At 41.4% G+C, this 16,426-nt stretch carries 13 protein-coding genes; 8 read left to right on the top strand and 5 right to left on the bottom strand.

Features of this window, described 5'->3' with window-relative positions; translation table 11 throughout:
- Position 1 precedes the first annotated feature (1 nt).
- From KKC46_00610 to KKC46_00620, 3 genes are all read left to right on the top strand, one after another.
- Positions 2 to 1,684, top strand: a complete 1,683-nt coding sequence (locus KKC46_00610; protein MBU1052314.1) for an FAD-dependent oxidoreductase — start codon at positions 2 to 4, stop codon at positions 1,682 to 1,684.
- 692 nt (positions 1,685 to 2,376) lie between these two features.
- A complete protein-coding gene (locus KKC46_00615) occupies positions 2,377 to 2,865 on the top strand; it encodes a PilZ domain-containing protein (GenBank protein MBU1052315.1) in 489 nt (162 codons plus the stop codon).
- Positions 2,866 to 2,973: 108 nt separating this feature from the next.
- Positions 2,974 to 3,135 carry a DUF2284 domain-containing protein gene (locus KKC46_00620; GenBank protein MBU1052316.1) on the top strand — a complete coding sequence of 54 codons (162 nt, stop codon included), beginning with the start codon at positions 2,974 to 2,976 and terminating at the stop codon, positions 3,133 to 3,135.
- Here the strand turns inward: KKC46_00620 and selB are convergent.
- Positions 3,113 to 5,023: a selenocysteine-specific translation elongation factor gene (gene selB / locus KKC46_00625; GenBank protein ID MBU1052317.1), complete on the bottom strand. Its 1,911-nt coding sequence runs from the start codon at positions 5,021 to 5,023 to the stop codon at positions 3,113 to 3,115. The two genes, KKC46_00620 and selB, sit on opposite strands and share 23 nt — an antisense overlap.
- Before the next feature lie 347 nt (positions 5,024 to 5,370).
- On the opposite strand from selB, the gene KKC46_00630 reads away from it, so the two are divergent.
- The 5 genes from KKC46_00630 to rlmB all read left to right on the top strand — a co-directional run bounded on the left by KKC46_00630 (position 5,371) and on the right by rlmB (position 9,886).
- Positions 5,371 to 6,747 carry a PAS domain S-box protein gene (locus tag KKC46_00630; protein ID MBU1052318.1) on the top strand — a complete coding sequence of 459 codons (1,377 nt, stop codon included), beginning with the start codon at positions 5,371 to 5,373 and terminating at the stop codon, positions 6,745 to 6,747.
- On the top strand, positions 6,740 to 7,879 hold the full coding sequence (locus tag KKC46_00635; protein MBU1052319.1) for an HRDC domain-containing protein: 1,140 nt from the start codon (positions 6,740 to 6,742) through the stop codon (positions 7,877 to 7,879). Before KKC46_00630 ends, KKC46_00635 begins: the two co-directional genes overlap by 8 nt.
- Positions 7,880 to 8,123: 244 nt before the next feature.
- Complete coding sequence (locus KKC46_00640; GenBank protein MBU1052320.1) at positions 8,124 to 8,615, top strand: cytochrome; 492 nt, start codon at positions 8,124 to 8,126, stop codon at positions 8,613 to 8,615.
- A gap of 47 nt (positions 8,616 to 8,662) precedes the next feature.
- Positions 8,663 to 9,133, top strand: coding sequence for an ATPase P (locus KKC46_00645; GenBank protein ID MBU1052321.1), 471 nt, complete (start codon positions 8,663 to 8,665; stop codon positions 9,131 to 9,133).
- A gap of 3 nt (positions 9,134 to 9,136) precedes the next feature.
- Complete coding sequence (rlmB, locus tag KKC46_00650) at positions 9,137 to 9,886, top strand: 23S rRNA (guanosine(2251)-2'-O)-methyltransferase RlmB (GenBank protein ID MBU1052322.1); 750 nt, start codon at positions 9,137 to 9,139, stop codon at positions 9,884 to 9,886.
- A 4-nt stretch (positions 9,887 to 9,890) separates the two neighbouring features.
- Here rlmB and KKC46_00655 read toward each other — a convergent pair whose 3' ends face one another.
- The 4 genes from KKC46_00655 to KKC46_00670 all read right to left on the bottom strand — a co-directional run bounded on the left by KKC46_00655 (position 9,891) and on the right by KKC46_00670 (position 16,273).
- Entirely contained in the window at positions 9,891 to 10,769 is an 879-nt protein-coding gene (locus KKC46_00655) for a hypothetical protein (GenBank protein ID MBU1052323.1), read from the bottom strand.
- Positions 10,770 to 10,882: 113 nt separating this feature from the next.
- The gene (locus KKC46_00660; protein MBU1052324.1) at positions 10,883 to 13,597 is read right to left on the bottom strand and encodes a DEAD/DEAH box helicase family protein; all 2,715 of its coding nucleotides are present in this window, start codon (positions 13,595 to 13,597) and stop codon (positions 10,883 to 10,885) included.
- Entirely contained in the window at positions 13,581 to 14,663 is a 1,083-nt protein-coding gene (locus KKC46_00665; protein ID MBU1052325.1) for a DUF1016 family protein, read from the bottom strand. The genes KKC46_00660 and KKC46_00665 overlap by 17 nt, the downstream gene beginning before the upstream one ends.
- On the bottom strand, positions 14,660 to 16,273 hold the full coding sequence (locus tag KKC46_00670) for a site-specific DNA-methyltransferase (GenBank protein MBU1052326.1): 1,614 nt from the start codon (positions 16,271 to 16,273) through the stop codon (positions 14,660 to 14,662). The genes KKC46_00665 and KKC46_00670 overlap by 4 nt, the downstream gene beginning before the upstream one ends.
- Positions 16,274 to 16,426 lie beyond the last annotated feature (153 nt).

Here is a 16,426-nt window from a genome sequence, read left to right on the forward strand (position 1 = left end):
AATGTCTGATATAAAACTTCGAGTATTAGTTATTGGCGGTGTTGCCTGCGGGCCCAAGACAGCATCGAGGCTGAAACGACTCCTCCCGGATTCTGATATAACAATTATAGAAAAGGGAGGCATTGTTTCTTACGGAGCCTGCGGCTTGCCTTATTATGTTGAGGGTTTATTTGAAAGAGTTGAAATGCTCACCGAAACCCCGGTTGGTGTGGCACGAACCCCGGCTTTTTTTGAAAAAGCAAAAGGTGTTAAAGTCCTTACAGGAAAAGAAGCAATTGCAATCGATCGGAAAAATAAAACCGTTGAAGTAAAAGATCTGGCTAGCGGAAAAACAGATAAAATGAAGTACGACAAGCTGGTGCTGGCAACCGGCGGTTATCCATTCAGGCCCCCCATTCCCGGCGTTGATTTGAAAAATGTCTGGTTTATCAGGCAACCTGATGATGCGGATACAATTGTTAAACAAATCGAAGCTCAGAAATTAAAGCGTGCTGTTCTTATCGGAGCGGGATTTATCAGTATTGAGATGTCGGAGGCTCTTGTTAAAAAAGGCCTTGATGTAACAATGGTGGAAATGGAAGATCAGATAATGCCTGCCATACTGGATAAAGATGTGGCAATGTTTGCTGCAAAGCATCTGCGTCAAAAAGGTGTAAAACTTATACTGTCCGAGACTGTTAAGGCTATAGGTGGTAAAGGAGCTGTTTCATCGGTTGATACGGATAAACAAAGTCTGCCTGCCGATCTGGTTGTTGTTGCGGTGGGTACCAGACCGAATGATAAACTTGCAAAAGATGCCGGTTTGCAATGCATGGATAAAGGCGGTATCGTAGTAAATGAATATTGCAAAACAAGTGATGAAAATATTTATGCAGGGGGCGACTGTGTAGCATCCCATTATGTTAATAAAACTGTGGGAAGTCCGCTTTATGTTCCCTTGGGATCTACTGCAAACAAGCATGGCAGGGTTATTGCCAATCATATTGCCGGGAATCCTACACCTTTTAATGGTATTGCCTGTTCCAGCATAGTAAAAGCGTTTGATTATACTATAGGGCGAACAGGGCTTACGGAAAAACAGGCACGGGCATTAAAGCTTGATGTTGAAACCACCGTATGGGCAGGCCCTGACAAACCGCATTTCATGCCTGATGCCAAACCTTTTATAATAAAAATGATAGCTTCTAAACGTGACAGAAAGCTTTTGGGAATCCAGGTTGCCGGACTGGGGGAAGGCGCAAAGCGCTTGGATGTTGCTGCTAGTGTTATACTTTTGGGCGGGAACCTTGATCAGCTTGCAGATGTTGATTTTGCTTATGCTCCGCCATATGGCCCGGCACTTGATCCGCTTGCAACCTGTGCTCATCTGATGATTAATAAACTGGATGGGATAGCTGCCGGTATTTCGGCTTTTAAGGCCAAAGAACGTATTGAAAAGGGAGATGTAGTATTGCTTGATGTCCGCATGCCGGATGAAGTTGCTGCCATGCCTTTTCCTTACGAGGTGCTTAATATACCGCTTGGAGCTTTGAGAGAAAAAGCAAATACTCTTCCTAAAGATAAAGATATTATTACTTTCTGCAAAATAAGTTTAAGAGGTTATGAGGCTCAAAGAATTTTAAATGCGGCAGGTTTTAGCCGGGTATCTTATATCGAAGGTGGTATAGTAAGCTGGCCCTTTTAAATGTAATATAAGAGAACCACTTTCAAAACGTTTCAGTTTGGTCAAGCTCAATGCGGGCGAAAACTTCAACCACAGGAATACATTAAGTATTTCGAGGATAGCGCTAAAGGTTAGCGCTTATGCTTCACTACGTGTCACTTCGTGCGAGATTTGAGCCCAACGCTTAAGATCGGCCAAAATGGGGCGTTTTGAAACTGGCTCAACCAGATATATCAATTTGGACCATCGCATACGAAAAGATCATATTTTACGAAAAATCAATCGACTTATTGATTTTGATTTCACAATATTTACCAATAAGAACTCACCTTTGTCGGCCTGCTGGAATTTATTTAAATTATACCGAAGTAAAAATAAATGCCTGATATTTTTCAGCTCATTTTTTAGTTTTTATAAAATTAGGGGTTTGGGCAACAGCCCGTCAAGATGTGACACCAGTCTTTCTAACGCTTTATGGTGAAAAGTAAGAATTACGGCTTGGGAGTGAGCAGTTGTTAACAGAATTCTTTACAACTCAATACATATGCTGTATAACGTACAATGTTTCATCCATAAAGTTGTAGTCTTTTTAGTTTTAAAAAAACTGTGATTACGGTAATGAACATTGATTACAGGTCAGAAATGATTCTTCAGGCACAGTTTATGCTCTCTTGTATCAGTACTATATTTTTTTTGAATATTAAGGCATTCTCATGAAAAAAGACAGCCTCATATCTTTTCGTGTCAGCAAGGATTTACATGAATCCCTGGCTCGAGTTGCAAAAGAAGACCAGCGATCTTTATCGTCAACGATTGAAATGGCTCTGACCAAATACCTGAAAGAGAGGAGGGTCTTCCAAGGTGTTAAAAAAGAAAAACGTCAATATCCGAGAAAAACCCTTGCCGTTCCGGCTGTGATTAGTCAACAGGAGCACGAACAAATGGGAATAGGAGCCATCTCAGAGATTTCTCTTGGTGGTGTAAAGCTTTTAATTTCCAAAGATTTCAAGAATCAAATCCTGATCGATTCGCAAGGTTCGAAATTTGAGCTTGTTTTCAACTTGCCTGCTGAAAACAAGCCTATAAGATTGTCCTGTGAGTCAAGCCGAGTTGTTGATGCCAAAGACAGCCTTCATGTCGGAGCCTTCTTTGTTGATGCTGATTTTAAGAGCTATAAAGCACTCCAAACCTACCTTATGTAATATCTTGTTTTAATCTGTTCCTATATAGTGTCCATCCGTGAGCCTAAGGATTTGGATATCAAGACAGCACCTTGAGCGGTTAACCGAGGAAACAAAAAGCTATCGTAAATTGGTTTTAAAAACTCAAAAGGATTTGCCGGCGGATCATGTCAAGAATTGGTCTGTGACGATCAAGAAAAGTGCTGTGTTTTAGCAGAGAATAAACCCTGCCGTCACATAGAATTTGCGCATCCTTCTATGTCAGGTTTTAAGCTTTTCTTAATTTTCTGATATCTCCTATACGTATCGTAACATTTTTTGAGTCAAAATATTCCAGAAGCGGTATCAGGTATTTTCTGGATGCTCCTGTCATATCCTTAAATTGCGGGGTTGTCATTTCCTCGTTTGCTTTTAAGAATTCAACCACCATGTTTTTAAGATTATTGATATTCTCGGAATGTATATAAAAATCTTCCTTGATCTTGACGATAACACCCTCATTCACAAGAAGCATAAGCACATCTTTTGCTTTTGCAGAATCAATCTTAAGTTCTTCTATCAAATCTTTGAGGAAGGGGGGGGTAAGAACGCCTTTATGATATATTTCAATGATTTTAGTTTTTATACGGCTCTGATCTTCACCAAGCGAAACCTTATGACCTTGACGGCGAACCATATCCTCATCAAGTTCAATTTCTTTTTCTTTTATCATCTGATTGATAATCAGGTTGAAAAACTTCGGGTTTAAAAAATCCGGCATTTTGGATTTAAGTTCTTCTTTGGGCATTCCGGCTTTAAGCGGATTTGCTTTGTGATAAGCATCAAGAGAATTGGTAGTATCAAGTTTTAGATCATTTAAAACATCCTGATGAAGATATATCCTGTTTTCTTTATCGGCTAAAATAATACTTTTTTTGGACAAAAGATTTTGGAGATTGCTGTCAAGCTGCTTTTCGGAAATATTTGTCATGACCTTCAACTCTGAAATAGAAGCGCCTTTGAAACCGGATTGAGCGACATAGTACGATACCAGGTCTTCAGGCAAAAGGTCTGAAAGGCTTTCAAGACCTTTGGTAATTTCCGCCTTAAACCTCTTATGCTTTATGGGAACCGGATTAAGAATTTGCCCGCCTGCTATTGTCCTTACAGGAGAAACACTTCTTAAAACGAATCTGTCGTCTTTTACAACCGCAACCGGAGTATCGAGCCTGAGTTGGGCAACAGCATCTTCTCCGGGAAGAAGCTCTTCCCTGTCGAGTAAAATAAGATTGCCGGGGATTTCACTTGTACCGGCATGAAATCTGACGCGAGTGCGGTTTTTAACGGGTTTCTTATTGCTTGATAAATAGTTCAGGGAAACATCTAACATAAAAGTCGAAATAAGCGCTCCGGGAGTTGAAACAATTTCACCCCGGTTAACCGAAGCCTTTTCAAGACCCTGAAAATTAATGGCTGTTCGCATACCGGCTATAGCTTCTGTTACGCTTTCGTTATGAACTTGAATCCCGCGAACTTTGGAAGTTGTGCCCGAAGGATATATCATAATCATATCCCCCACCTGAACATGACCTGATATCAGCGTGCCTGTAATAACAGTACCAAACCCCTTCATACTAAATACCCTGTCAACAGGAAGCCGAAAAAGCCCCGATGAAGAACGACCTGGGATTTTTGGGCTTATTTCGGAAAGTACTTTTATAAAATCGTCAACTCCTTCTCCGGTTGAGGCAGATACCGGTACAACAGGAGCATCGTCTAAAAAAGTTCCTTTTACAAATTTTTTTATATCATCTGTTACAAGCTCCAGCCATTCTTCATCAACAAGATCAATCTTGGTCAATACAACAATTCCATATTTTATACCCAGAAGCTGGCATATTTCCATATGCTCTTTTGTCTGTGGCATCACTCCTTCATCTGCGGCAATAATCATTGCAACAATATCTATCCCTGTCGCTCCGGCAACCATATTTTTAACAAATTTTTCATGGCCGGGCACATCCACAATTCCGATTCTTATACCGTTTGGAAGATCCAGCCAGGCAAACCCAAGCTCTATGGTTATTCCACGTACTTGCTCCTCCTTAAGCCTGTCGGTATTAATACCGGTCATAGCTTTTACAAAGCTTGTTTTCCCATGATCAATGTGTCCTGCCGTCCCAAGAACAATCTGTTTCACAGATAAAATATCTCCTTAAGTTTATTGCATAAAAAAACAGAACATAAAGCTGCTGTTATGTTATCATGACAATCCTGCTAAAAATATATACTATGTATTAATAATTTTATGAAGCAAAATGATCATTTCAGATTTAAAATATACAGATGCATATAGCAAGGTTAAAGCATCATATTTAATATAAAATTATATAAAGGATTTATTAACACCTTAAAACATGTTACACTTAAAACCAATAAAATTATATGTATGCAAAAATATATTTTCAGGTTAAGCATAGCAACATACTTGCATTTAGCCAAAACCATATATTCTCCAAAGTCCTTAATTTGCAGGAGAAATTTTTTATGAAAAAATTAAAAGTGATAAACCTTGAAGATAGCCCTACTGATTCTTTACTTATTCAGGAAATACTTTCGGAAGATAAAATTGAATGTGAAGTTATCCGCATAGATACGGAAGAAAGGTTTATTTCTGAAATTGAGAAAGGTGATATAGATATAATTCTTGCTGACTACACCCTTCCCTCTTTTGACGGACTTTCTGCCTTGGATATTGCGCTTAAAAAGCTACCGGAAGTTCCTTTTATATTTGTTACCGGAACACTAGGTGAGGAGATCGCAGTTGAATCATTAAAAAGAGGCGCCACCGATTATGTACTTAAAGATAGACTGATGCGCCTCGCGCTATCGGTTAAAAGGGCTTTAAGAGATGCAGAATTAAGAAAAGAACAAAAACGCAAAGATGCTGCCTTACGTGAATCGGAGGAGCAATTCAGAGAGCTTGTTGAAAATATAAATGATGTATTTTTTATGGCAGATGAAAAAGGTATTATAACCTATATCAGCGACCCGATAGAATCATTCTGGGGATATAAACCATCAGAAATCATCGGTTATACTTTTCTGGATTTTATTTACTCTGAAGATCTTCCCATGGTTGAGAAAATATTTAACGATAATAAATCAGAATACCTCACACCACTTGAGTTCAGGCTTGTTAAGAAAACAGGCGAAATTATATGGGTCCGTTTATCAGGCCGAAATATAATACGGGAAAACAAAATTATTGATTCGCGCGGGTTGTTGATAAACATAACCGAAAGCAAAAAGAGCGAAGAAAAGCTCAAGGAAAGTTTTGAAAGGTTGCAAAAAGCCACCAGCGGAATTATTCAAGCTATGACTTTAACAATTGAAGCCAGAGATCCTTATACTGCTGGCCATCAGAGGCGAGTGGCTGCGCTATCCAAAGCTATAGCAATTGAGATGAATCTTCCTGCCCAAATGATTGAAGGAATTGAAATAGCAGCATCAATTCACGATCTTGGCAAGTTATCGGTACCAGCCGATATTTTAAGCAAGCCTTCCAAATTGAGTGATATTGAAATGCAGTTTATACAAACTCATCCTGATGCAGGTTACAATATTTTAAAAGATGTCGAATTTCCCTGGCCTGTTGCACAGATAATTTTACAGCATCATGAAAGAATTAATGGCTCAGGTTATCCGAAAGGCATTGAGGGAGAAAATATTCTTCTTGAAACACGAATATTGAGCGTAGCAGATGTTGTAGAGGCTATGGCATCACATCGACCGTACCGCGCAGCTATGGGAATTGACAAAGCGCTTGAGGAAATCAGGGAAAATAAAAATATTCTCTATGACCCTGAAGTTGTAAAGGCTTGTCTTACAGTTTTTGAGGAAAAAGGCTTTGATTTTGAGTAACCCAGCAACATTAATTGAAACTTCATCTGCATTAAAACATGCGCTGCAAAACATAAAAGAAGATAAAATGATTGGCTTTGACCTTGAAGCTGACTCTATGCATCATTTTCCGGAAAAAGTCTGTTTACTCCAGGTTGCATCAAAAAATTATCTTTTCGCAATTGATACTATAAAGCTAAAAGATTTATCACTTTTAAAACCCATCTTTTCAAATAAAGATATTAAAAAAATATTCCATGGCGCTGATTATGATATTCGCTCTCTTTTCCGTGATTTTAATATTGAAATAAAAAATCTTTTTGATACCGAACTTGCTTCAAGATTTCTGGGAATCAGGGAAACAGGTCTTGAGGCTGTAATTCGGCAACGGTTTAATGTATTTCTTGAAAAGAAATACACGAAAAGAGACTGGTCAAAAAGACCGTTAATTGACGATATGTTAAATTATGCGATTGATGACGTAAGGTATCTTGTTTCTCTTTACGAAATCCTCGAAAAGGAACTTGATAATATTGGGCGTTTGTCCTGGGTTAGGGAAGAATGCGATATATTATGCAGTGTAAGACCGGATAAGAACAATGGTGAACCTCTTTTTTTAAAATTCAAGGGGGCTGGAAAGCTTAAGCCGGAAAACCTTGCTATTCTTGAGGCGCTTCTTTGTTTTAGAAAAGAAATTGCACTGAAAAAAAATGTGCCATTTTTTAAAATAATAGGGAATACTTCATTGCTAAAACTTGCCGAAGCAAGACCGGACAGTATAAATAAAATTGTAAACACAAATGCATTATCCAATAAACAAATGGATATATATGGCAAGGATCTGCTTATTATAATACATAAAGCCATAAAAACACCCAAAGAGATGCTTCCAGTTTATCCGAAAAAAAAGACTCCTGCAATATCCCCTGCTGCTTTAAAGCGGATCGAAGAGATTAAAACATGGAGAAATCATAAGGCAATAGAACTTAAGATTGATCCTGGGATCTTGCTAAATAAAGCGCTGCTAACCGCTATAGGCACAAAAAATCCTGTTTCTTTGTCAGAACTTAAACAAATTAGCGAAATGAAAAACTGGCAGAAATCAGAGTTTGGAGAAGAGATATTAAGTGTTCTAAGAAAAGATAAAGATTAGAGCCACTTTCAAAACGTTTCAGTTTGGCCGAGTAGTTATTTGTTAATATATAATAATTGATTCCTGCTGCAGAACAAGCGATATCAAGATAAAATACAGTAAAACTATTCGTTCACAAGTTTATTACTTATATCAACCGAATAGAATAAAGCCAAGAAATATTTTGTTTACTTAAATTATTTCAGCATATTATAGAGTAATATATAGAATAAATACACTGAGCCAAAAGGATTCGTGGTATTTTATGCGCCGATTTATTGTAGGAGTAATGGGAGCAGGCCAAAGTGCTGATGCCAATGATATCGACAATGCATATGAACTTGGCAGGCTCATTGCGCAGGAAGGCTGGATTTTACTTAGTGGCGGCAGAGATATAGGTGTAATGGAAGCGGTTAATCAAGGCGCAAAAGAGATAGCGGGTAGTATAACTTTGGGTATACTGCCGTCTGTAGATTCAAAACCCAGCCCCTTTGTGGATATTGTTATTATAACAGATATGCATAATGCGCGTAATAATATTAATGTTCTTTCAAGCGATGTTGTTGTTGCCTGTGGCTGCAAAGGTGCAGGGACAGTATCTGAAATTGCACTGGCGCTTAAAGCCGGAAAACCGGTTATTCTGTTGGGAGCAGATACAGCATCCATTACTTTTTTTCAGAAACTGGGAAATGGGGCTGTTCGCATTGCAGAAAAGCCAGGCCAGGCAATAGATATAATCAAAAATGACCTGGCTTAGATAAAAGAGCCACAAAATATTGTCTATAATTAGCATAGGAGGCAATTTTGATACAGATATCAATACCCGGTTCAGGTGATTTAGAATTAAAACATCTTATTTTGGATTATAACGGCACTATAGCATTTGATGGCAGGTTATATAACAGCATTAAGCCGACTTTAATTGAGTTATCCGATTTAATGAGCATCCATATTATTACTGCCGACACATTTGGGGATGTACAACAACAACTTGGAAATCTGCCTGTTAACCTGTATATACTTTCTCCCGGTGAGCAGGATAAACAAAAGCAGGAATATTTAATAAAACTTGGAAAAGATAATTGCGTATGCATAGGAAACGGAAGAAATGATGCTCTGATGCTAAAGGACGCAAAAATAGGAATTGCAGTAGTACAGGAAGAAGGCGTATGTGCCCAAACGCTTATATCAGCAGATATTATCTGTACTTCAATAATTTATGCGTTCGAACTGCTTTTAAACCCTAAAAGACTAATTGCAACTTTAAGAGTATAGGTTATGAACAAAACTGAAATACTATATGGGATTCATCCTGTATCTGAAGCCATTAAGGCAGGCAGAAGAAAAGTATACGAAGTTTATATCGCAAAATCAAAAGATTCAAAACGATTTGCGGATATAATCAAATTGTCCGAATCAATGAGAATCCCTGTAAAAACTGTCGAAAGCAGTCATCTGGAAAAAATTGCAGGCTCGACGTTTAACCAGGGCATCGGCGCAATGACAAGTATTTACCCATTGCTCCCGTTTGACGATATTTTGGAAAAAATAACACCTGAACATAAAGATTTTTTTTTACTGCTTGATAATATTGTTGACCCCCAAAACCTTGGCTCTCTTGTCAGAACCGCTTTATGCGCCGGTGTTTCAGGAGTTGTAATTACAAAAGATCGTTCGGCTTTACCCACTCCGTCAGTTTCCAAAGCTTCGGCAGGAGCGCTTGAATATGCATCTGTATCTGTAGTTACAAATATGGTTAGTGCTATCAAGGAACTAAAAGATAAAGGCATATGGATTGCGGGAATGGATGCTGCGGCCGACATGCCGGTTTATAAATGCGATCTTTCCGGCCCTGTTGCCTTAGTAGTGGGAAGCGAGGGGAAAGGCATCCGTCCGCTGGTTAAAGTAAATTGCGATTTTCTTATCTCAATTCCCCAGAAGGGCAGTGTCAGTTCTTTAAATGCTTCCGCTGCCGGAGCTGTGGCAATGTATGAAGCATTCAGACAGAGAAATTTTACAGCCCGGTAATGTATTATCTTTCCAATGCATCAAGCAGCAAACTCGACAAACTCTTTTGCTTCATCGGTATGTTTGCCGCCTGTGAGGCCAAATGAAGCTGATAGTTGCCATCTCCGCAAGGGACTATGATCTCCTTTACGCCCTTTTCTACTGCCTCTTTTAAGATCGGGACAGCATCTTCCCTGCAGCATTGTTTATTATTTAAATCAATAAGAGTTAAACCCTTGATGCCTCCAAGAAACTCTCTGTAAGTTTTCCAGCCAAGATTTGAGATAGATGGGAAATGCCTGTGGCATCCTTTATAATAACCATAAGTTGCCGGCTCAATCTCCAGCGCTCTATCGTGAAGCCTGTCAACAAGAAGATCATAGATCCAAAGATGATGACTTTTGTCTTCATTAAATGTCCGTCTTGCCAGCGACGCACAATTATGACACATATAAATCATATTTGCAGCCTGCGCCTTTTTACCTAAAGAATTGTTCATCTCCATAAATCCCTTGCACTTGCTCTGAATCTCTTTTCTTCTCTCATCTTCCATATCAACCAGTTCAACAGTGTCCTCCCATATCGGAGCTCCGCAGCAAACCTCTTTGTCGGGTGAATAGGTGTAGTCAATATCAGTTAAATTTAAAAGTTTGATAGATGCCTGCAATTCCGGTATGGCCATAAAAGGAATATAGCAGCCGAAAACTAAAAAGTTCTCTGCCGATTGCTTTGGAGTTGCCAGCCCAATCGAACTCAAAAGGGCTGAGCGCAATAGCCAGGTAGGCGCATGATTACCTGTTTCGTTGATGCAACGTATTTGCTCATCAAGATCACGTCCGGCAGCCAAGAAGTCCAGAGTGTTTTTAAAGAGTTCGGAATAAACTACCTTTCTTTCATCACCCATATCTTAACCCTCCTATAATAATGTTCACACATATAAATATATTCTTCTTATCAAAGGTTTGAGCGAGACTGTGATCTCTATTAGATATCTCAAGTAAACACATAAAAATAAATTTATTCACCGAACCTTGCTGCCAAAGCATCCAGCGTCATATTTGTTGCAATTTCATTGTGAGGGATTAAAACATATCGCCATGGCTTACCATTGTAAGTTTGTGCGTGACCCGAAGCATTCGCGCACCATTTAACGGCAGCTTCTTTCTTGGCAAACACAATGGGGTCATCCATCTGGTTACTTGCCTTGGGCTCAAGCATGAAAATACTATCGGTGGTTTCAGCTACGAAATCCGGCTGATATTCGTGATATTCAGTACCTTGCCGGTAAAAGATTTGAAACTGAGCTTTAGCGGGCTTAAACCATTTTATCGCGTCCCGTTCAAGTATCATGGCAAGTTTACGTTCAGCTTCCGAGCCAAATTTCTGAACTGGGTAAAGGCAACGTTTGAATCCTCCGAACATATATCGGGCCATGTTGCTCTTGTCATCAGGGGATATCCGATAATCGGCTGGAGGTTCTGCAACTGAATAAGAATAGGCGCTCTCCTTCAATTCTGTAAAACCCTTACTGACCTTTACCTCGTATTCAACCCCATCCTCCCAGTAGTGATCCTGCATCTGTGAGTGGATGAAGCGGGCAATATCGCGCTGATAGCAGCGCATCACCTTGTGCATGTCCTCTTCGGATAAATAAGATTTAAAATGCCGTACTGTCTGACCGGCGAGATCATAGAGCAGATCGGCATGGTCATCGTATGAAATATCATCAAAATCTACCAGACCGCTAACCACGTAGTCTTCCAGCCGCGCTTCCTCAATTCCGCCTCGCCCTAACGCTAATACTTCCAACTGACTGGTGCGCAAATGCTGAATCCATAGCTCATCGGAAATCGCAGGATAATTCAGAGCCTTTAAGTCCAGGGTGAAAAGCTTGAATCCTGTCTTGACCTCCCCTTTAGGCACTACCTGGATGCGTGGGATGTCAATAGTCTGCTGTGTAACAATCTCAATAGTTTTAGCTACTACAGCGGAAATATCCGGCTTTTCCGTAAAACCCTCCAGCAACATCTGCTCGGCAGACGGCTGCCGCTCTTCCACCGCCTTGACAATAGCAGCTTGAATTTCCGGCTTCTGCAAATGGGTCACAGAGGGAATCCTTCCTGGCTGATTCTCCAGCTTGCAGATAACCTCCCAGGCTATTTGCGCCACCTGCTGCTCTTCGGGTTTGGCAAATACCTTGGGTTCATCCTGTCCTGCCAACCGTGTGTTGGCGGTCATCTTATCCGGTTTCATTCCCAACTTTTCCAAAAGTATTGGTCGTGAAACCAGAGAGGCTGTCTTTTGGCTAAGATCTTCATCATCCAGAATCACAGCCTGCAAGCGGATAGTGGAATCCGGCCTGTTGGCTTCGTTGATAATTTCCTGGAATTTATCGTGGGCCACTATGTTCAGACGATCCACAGCCATTACTCCTGTGCGTTTACCGTATGGAAGGCGCAAACCGCGGCCGATGGACTGCTCTATGAGAATACGCGCATTAGCCGCTCGCAACGGTACGATAGTGTATAGGTTGGTAACATCCCAGCCTTCCTTTAGCATATTGACATGGATGACGATTTCGGTGGGTTCATCCGTTTGTTCCACCTTAAGCAATCGTTCTATCATCTCCTCTTCATCTTTCCCGGTACGGCTGGAATCTACTTGGATCACTTTGTCTTTATATCGACCTTCGAAAAAAGCATCAGATTGAATCAATTGCAACAACTGGGCAGCATGAGTGGTGTCACGGGCTATTACCAGCAGAAAAGGCTTAACAATAGGATTTCCGCTCTCCCTGGCGTAAGTCTCCAGTTCCACTTTAACGCTTTCATGGAGGCGCATACCATCTTCCAGTTTCATACGCTCGATTGCCTCGGCTGACATACCGGCCGGATTGAAATTTTTACGCGTCACTACAGCAGGCTCTTTTACAAAACCATCGGCCATTGCTTTTCCCAGAGGATAGTCATAGATCACATTTTTAAATTGTAATGGCCCGCGGCTGGTTTCCACAAATGGAGTTGCGGTAAGCTCCAGACCTAAAATGGGTTTGAGCTCGTTGATAGCCCTAACTCCTGCACTGGCCCGGTAGCGGTGGGATTCGTCCATGAGAAGCACAAGATCCGGCAGTCCGGCCAGGTAGTCAAAATAACTCTCGCCGATGTATTCGGACAGACGTTTGATGCGAGGCGATTTGCCGCCGCGCACTTCGGAGTTGATCTTTGAGATGTTGAAAATATTGATATGAACGCCTTCTAACTTGGGGAATATTGAATATTGTGTGCGCCAAGCCTCACGCACGCCGATCCCGCTTTCGTATGTATCCCCGGTGATTACTGTAGGCGGATGGACGGCGAATTCTGCAATACCCTTGAATACATATTTTGGAGTGTTGGGGGTAAAATCGGCTATCAACTTGTTATAAATGGTCAGGTTGGGCGCCAATACAAAGTAGTTGCTAATGCCGTGGGCAAGATACAGGTAGCTGATAAAAGCACCCATCAGACGCGTTTTGCCCACACCGGTGGCCAGGGCAAAACACAGGGAAGGAAATTCGCGCTCGAAGTCCACTACCGATGGAAACTCGCTTTGGATCGCTGCAAGCTGCATGGCCGTATCAGCTTCCTTGCCGGGCGGAGCGATTTCAGTAATTTTATCGAGAATTCCCAATGATAGGCGCTGAGGCGGCCGCAGACTCAGACGGCCCGAAATGGCATTAACGTGTCGGTTCATCATTCTCTTTTCCTGCTTGGAGTTCAAGTTGATTTTGAAATTCTCTTTTGGCCTGTTCGATAGCTTTATGAAGTTTCTGCTCAAGCAACTTGCGGGGCGGTAGTTCAGTCATATACTCGGCCACGCGTATGCCACTGTTTTCCAAAGCCAGAAGTTCCACGGTTTCCCGCTTTTTACCGGCGCAGAGGATGAGACCGATTGGCGACTGCTCATCTTCCTGGCGCTCGTATTTATCCAGCCAGCGCAAATAGAGCTCCATCTGGCCCTTGTAAGCAGGTTTGAAATCACCCAGTTTCAACTCAATCACCAACAAGCGTTTGAGTTTACGGTTAAAAAACAGAAGATCGATATAATAATCGTCATTGTCGATCTGGATTCGCTTTTGCCGGGCGATGAATGAAAAACCGGCCCCCAGTTCCAGAAGGAATTGCTCCAGCTTGCGCAAAATGGCGTCTTCCAGGTCCTTTTCAAGGTATCGATCCCGAAGACCCAGAAAATCGAGAAAATATGGATCTTTGAAAACAAGATCCGGCGTAAGTTGATCCTCATTGCGCAGCGCTTCGATCTCATGACGGATAACTGCTTCTGGTTTTCTCGAAATAGCGGTGCGTTCATACAACATGGAATCGATCTTCTGGCGAAGGGTACGAACACTCCAAGACTCAACCCGGCACATTTCCGCATAGAAATCACGCTGCAATGGTTTTTCAAGGGGCAAAAGCTCGCGAAAATGCGACCAACTCAATTGTTGCGACAGTGTGGCAACAATCTTTTCATCTTGAAATGATTCATAAAATTTAACCATCCGAGTCAATGCTGAATAACTAAAACCGCTGCCGTAATTTTGTGATAATTCTTGCGACAGTGTGGCAAGAATCTGTTTTCCATAATCAGCCCGGTCTCCTTTGAGGATTTCCTGATGTATGCGTTTGCCGATCTCCCAATAAAGTTTAGTCAAGCCGGTATTAACAGCCGAAGCCACCAATGCACGCGCTTTGTCGATCATCAGGCATATATCCTGAACCAATGCATTGTCAGGGGGTAATATGTCTTTTTTGCTTGTCATTTCTCATCCTCATCGAATAGCTCAATCTGTCCCTTGGGAGGAGGTGCTTTAGGCAGGTTTTCCACCCGCAGGCTGTAATCATCATGACCCCATTCACAGCGGGTGAGAACAGCTTTTGGGATCTTTTTCACGGTCAGGTTGGGGTATTGATCGGCTCTGGCACGAAAAGCGGTACAGAGTACCAACAGTGTGCGTTCAGGCCCCACCTCGTCGGAGAGCTGCTGGAGCTGGTCGTGGTTCAGATTGGCCGTGGTCATGTAGATGAAATCCTGCTCCGTGGAATAGCCATGCTGCCAGTAGATCGAATCGCTGGGCGCATAGGTAAACCCCTCCAGCTTGCACAGGGCTTCTGCCAGCATTGCGGCATTATAAGTTTTGTTGATGACCCAGTTATCCCACTTGTCTTTTTCCAAAAGCGATGGTGCCAGGCGATAGTAGCGGAAGCCGCCCCCGCCTTTCCAGTTCACCGTCTTGGTGATGCCGCCGGAATCCTCGCCGTCGATCACTTTTTTCAAACGTGGAATAATATGTGTGTGGCAATGCTCGCCCAGTTCCACCATAATCCAGCGTCGGCCCATTTTGTGAGCCACCGCACCAGTGGTGCCGGAACCGGCGAAGGAGTCGAGAACTAAATCATATTTTTTTGTTGCCCATCTAATAATTCTCTCTATCAATTCTTCATGTTTCTCGTGAGAAAAGTCTGTTAATTTTCCCGAAGTACGGATGTCCATCCAAACATCGGATAAAATTTTATAATTTCTAGGAGGGACATAATATTGAACGGTATTCTCTGGACCAAGCCTAACAAAATCCAACTTAACTCCTGTCTCTTGAAGTGTTAATCCATAGTAGTCATCTAGTGTGCATTCGCCAGATAAACTATTTTCATATTCCTCATAATTACTTTTTGCTTTATACGCTCTTTCTTTACTCCATCTCCATTGGCCCTTATCTGGGTGGATTTCGAATATCTTATATCGCATTGTTGGTCTATCAGTACCACGCCAAAATGTATCCCACTTTCCAGGTTCTGTGTCATCCTGTAGTGCTTGTAGTTTTTTTAAACGAGTTTCTGATGTTTTGGCATAAAGATAGATAGTATCATGTCCTGAGGAAAGTGAATCAATAGTCTCAAATTGCGATTGAACATTCTTCGTTCCTCTACGAACAATAATTTCATTTTTGAAGCATTGTTCCCCAAATATTTCGTCGAGTAATACTTTAAGTCGTGCTCCTTCTCGATAATCAATTTGCACAAAAAGCAGGCCGTCCATAGTAAGTAATTTTTTTACAATTGATAGCCTTTCTCTCATCATGGTAAGCCATATTGAATGTTCTAACCCATCGTCATAATGTTCAAAAGCTGCACCAGTATTAAATGGTGGATCGATATATATACACTTAACTTTTTCCGTAAACTCCTGTTCCAGAGCCTTCAATGCCAGCAAGTTATCCCCGAAAATCAGCCGGTTGTCGAAGATATCTTTATCCTTTACCCTGTGCCTGGCATGATAAGACTTTTCCGGGTCTTCCAGTAGAATGCGTGGTTCCAGCTTAGGCCGGTTTTCTTTTCCGATCCAGGTGAGTTCAAGTTTTTGTTTCTTGTTCATATAAGTCTCTCGTGCGAAGTTATGAGGCAGCGAAAATTTTCTGCAACCAACTGTTGGGTTCTATGTCTGTTCAGTCCATTCAATGCATTTTTTGTGGCGCTGTAACAATATTGTGAATGCGTTGGTTATATGCCGTTTGCCGAATTGATTTAT

Source organism: Pseudomonadota bacterium, assembly GCA_018817425.1.
Taxonomy (GTDB): domain Bacteria; phylum Desulfobacterota; class Desulfobacteria; order Desulfobacterales; family RPRI01; genus RPRI01.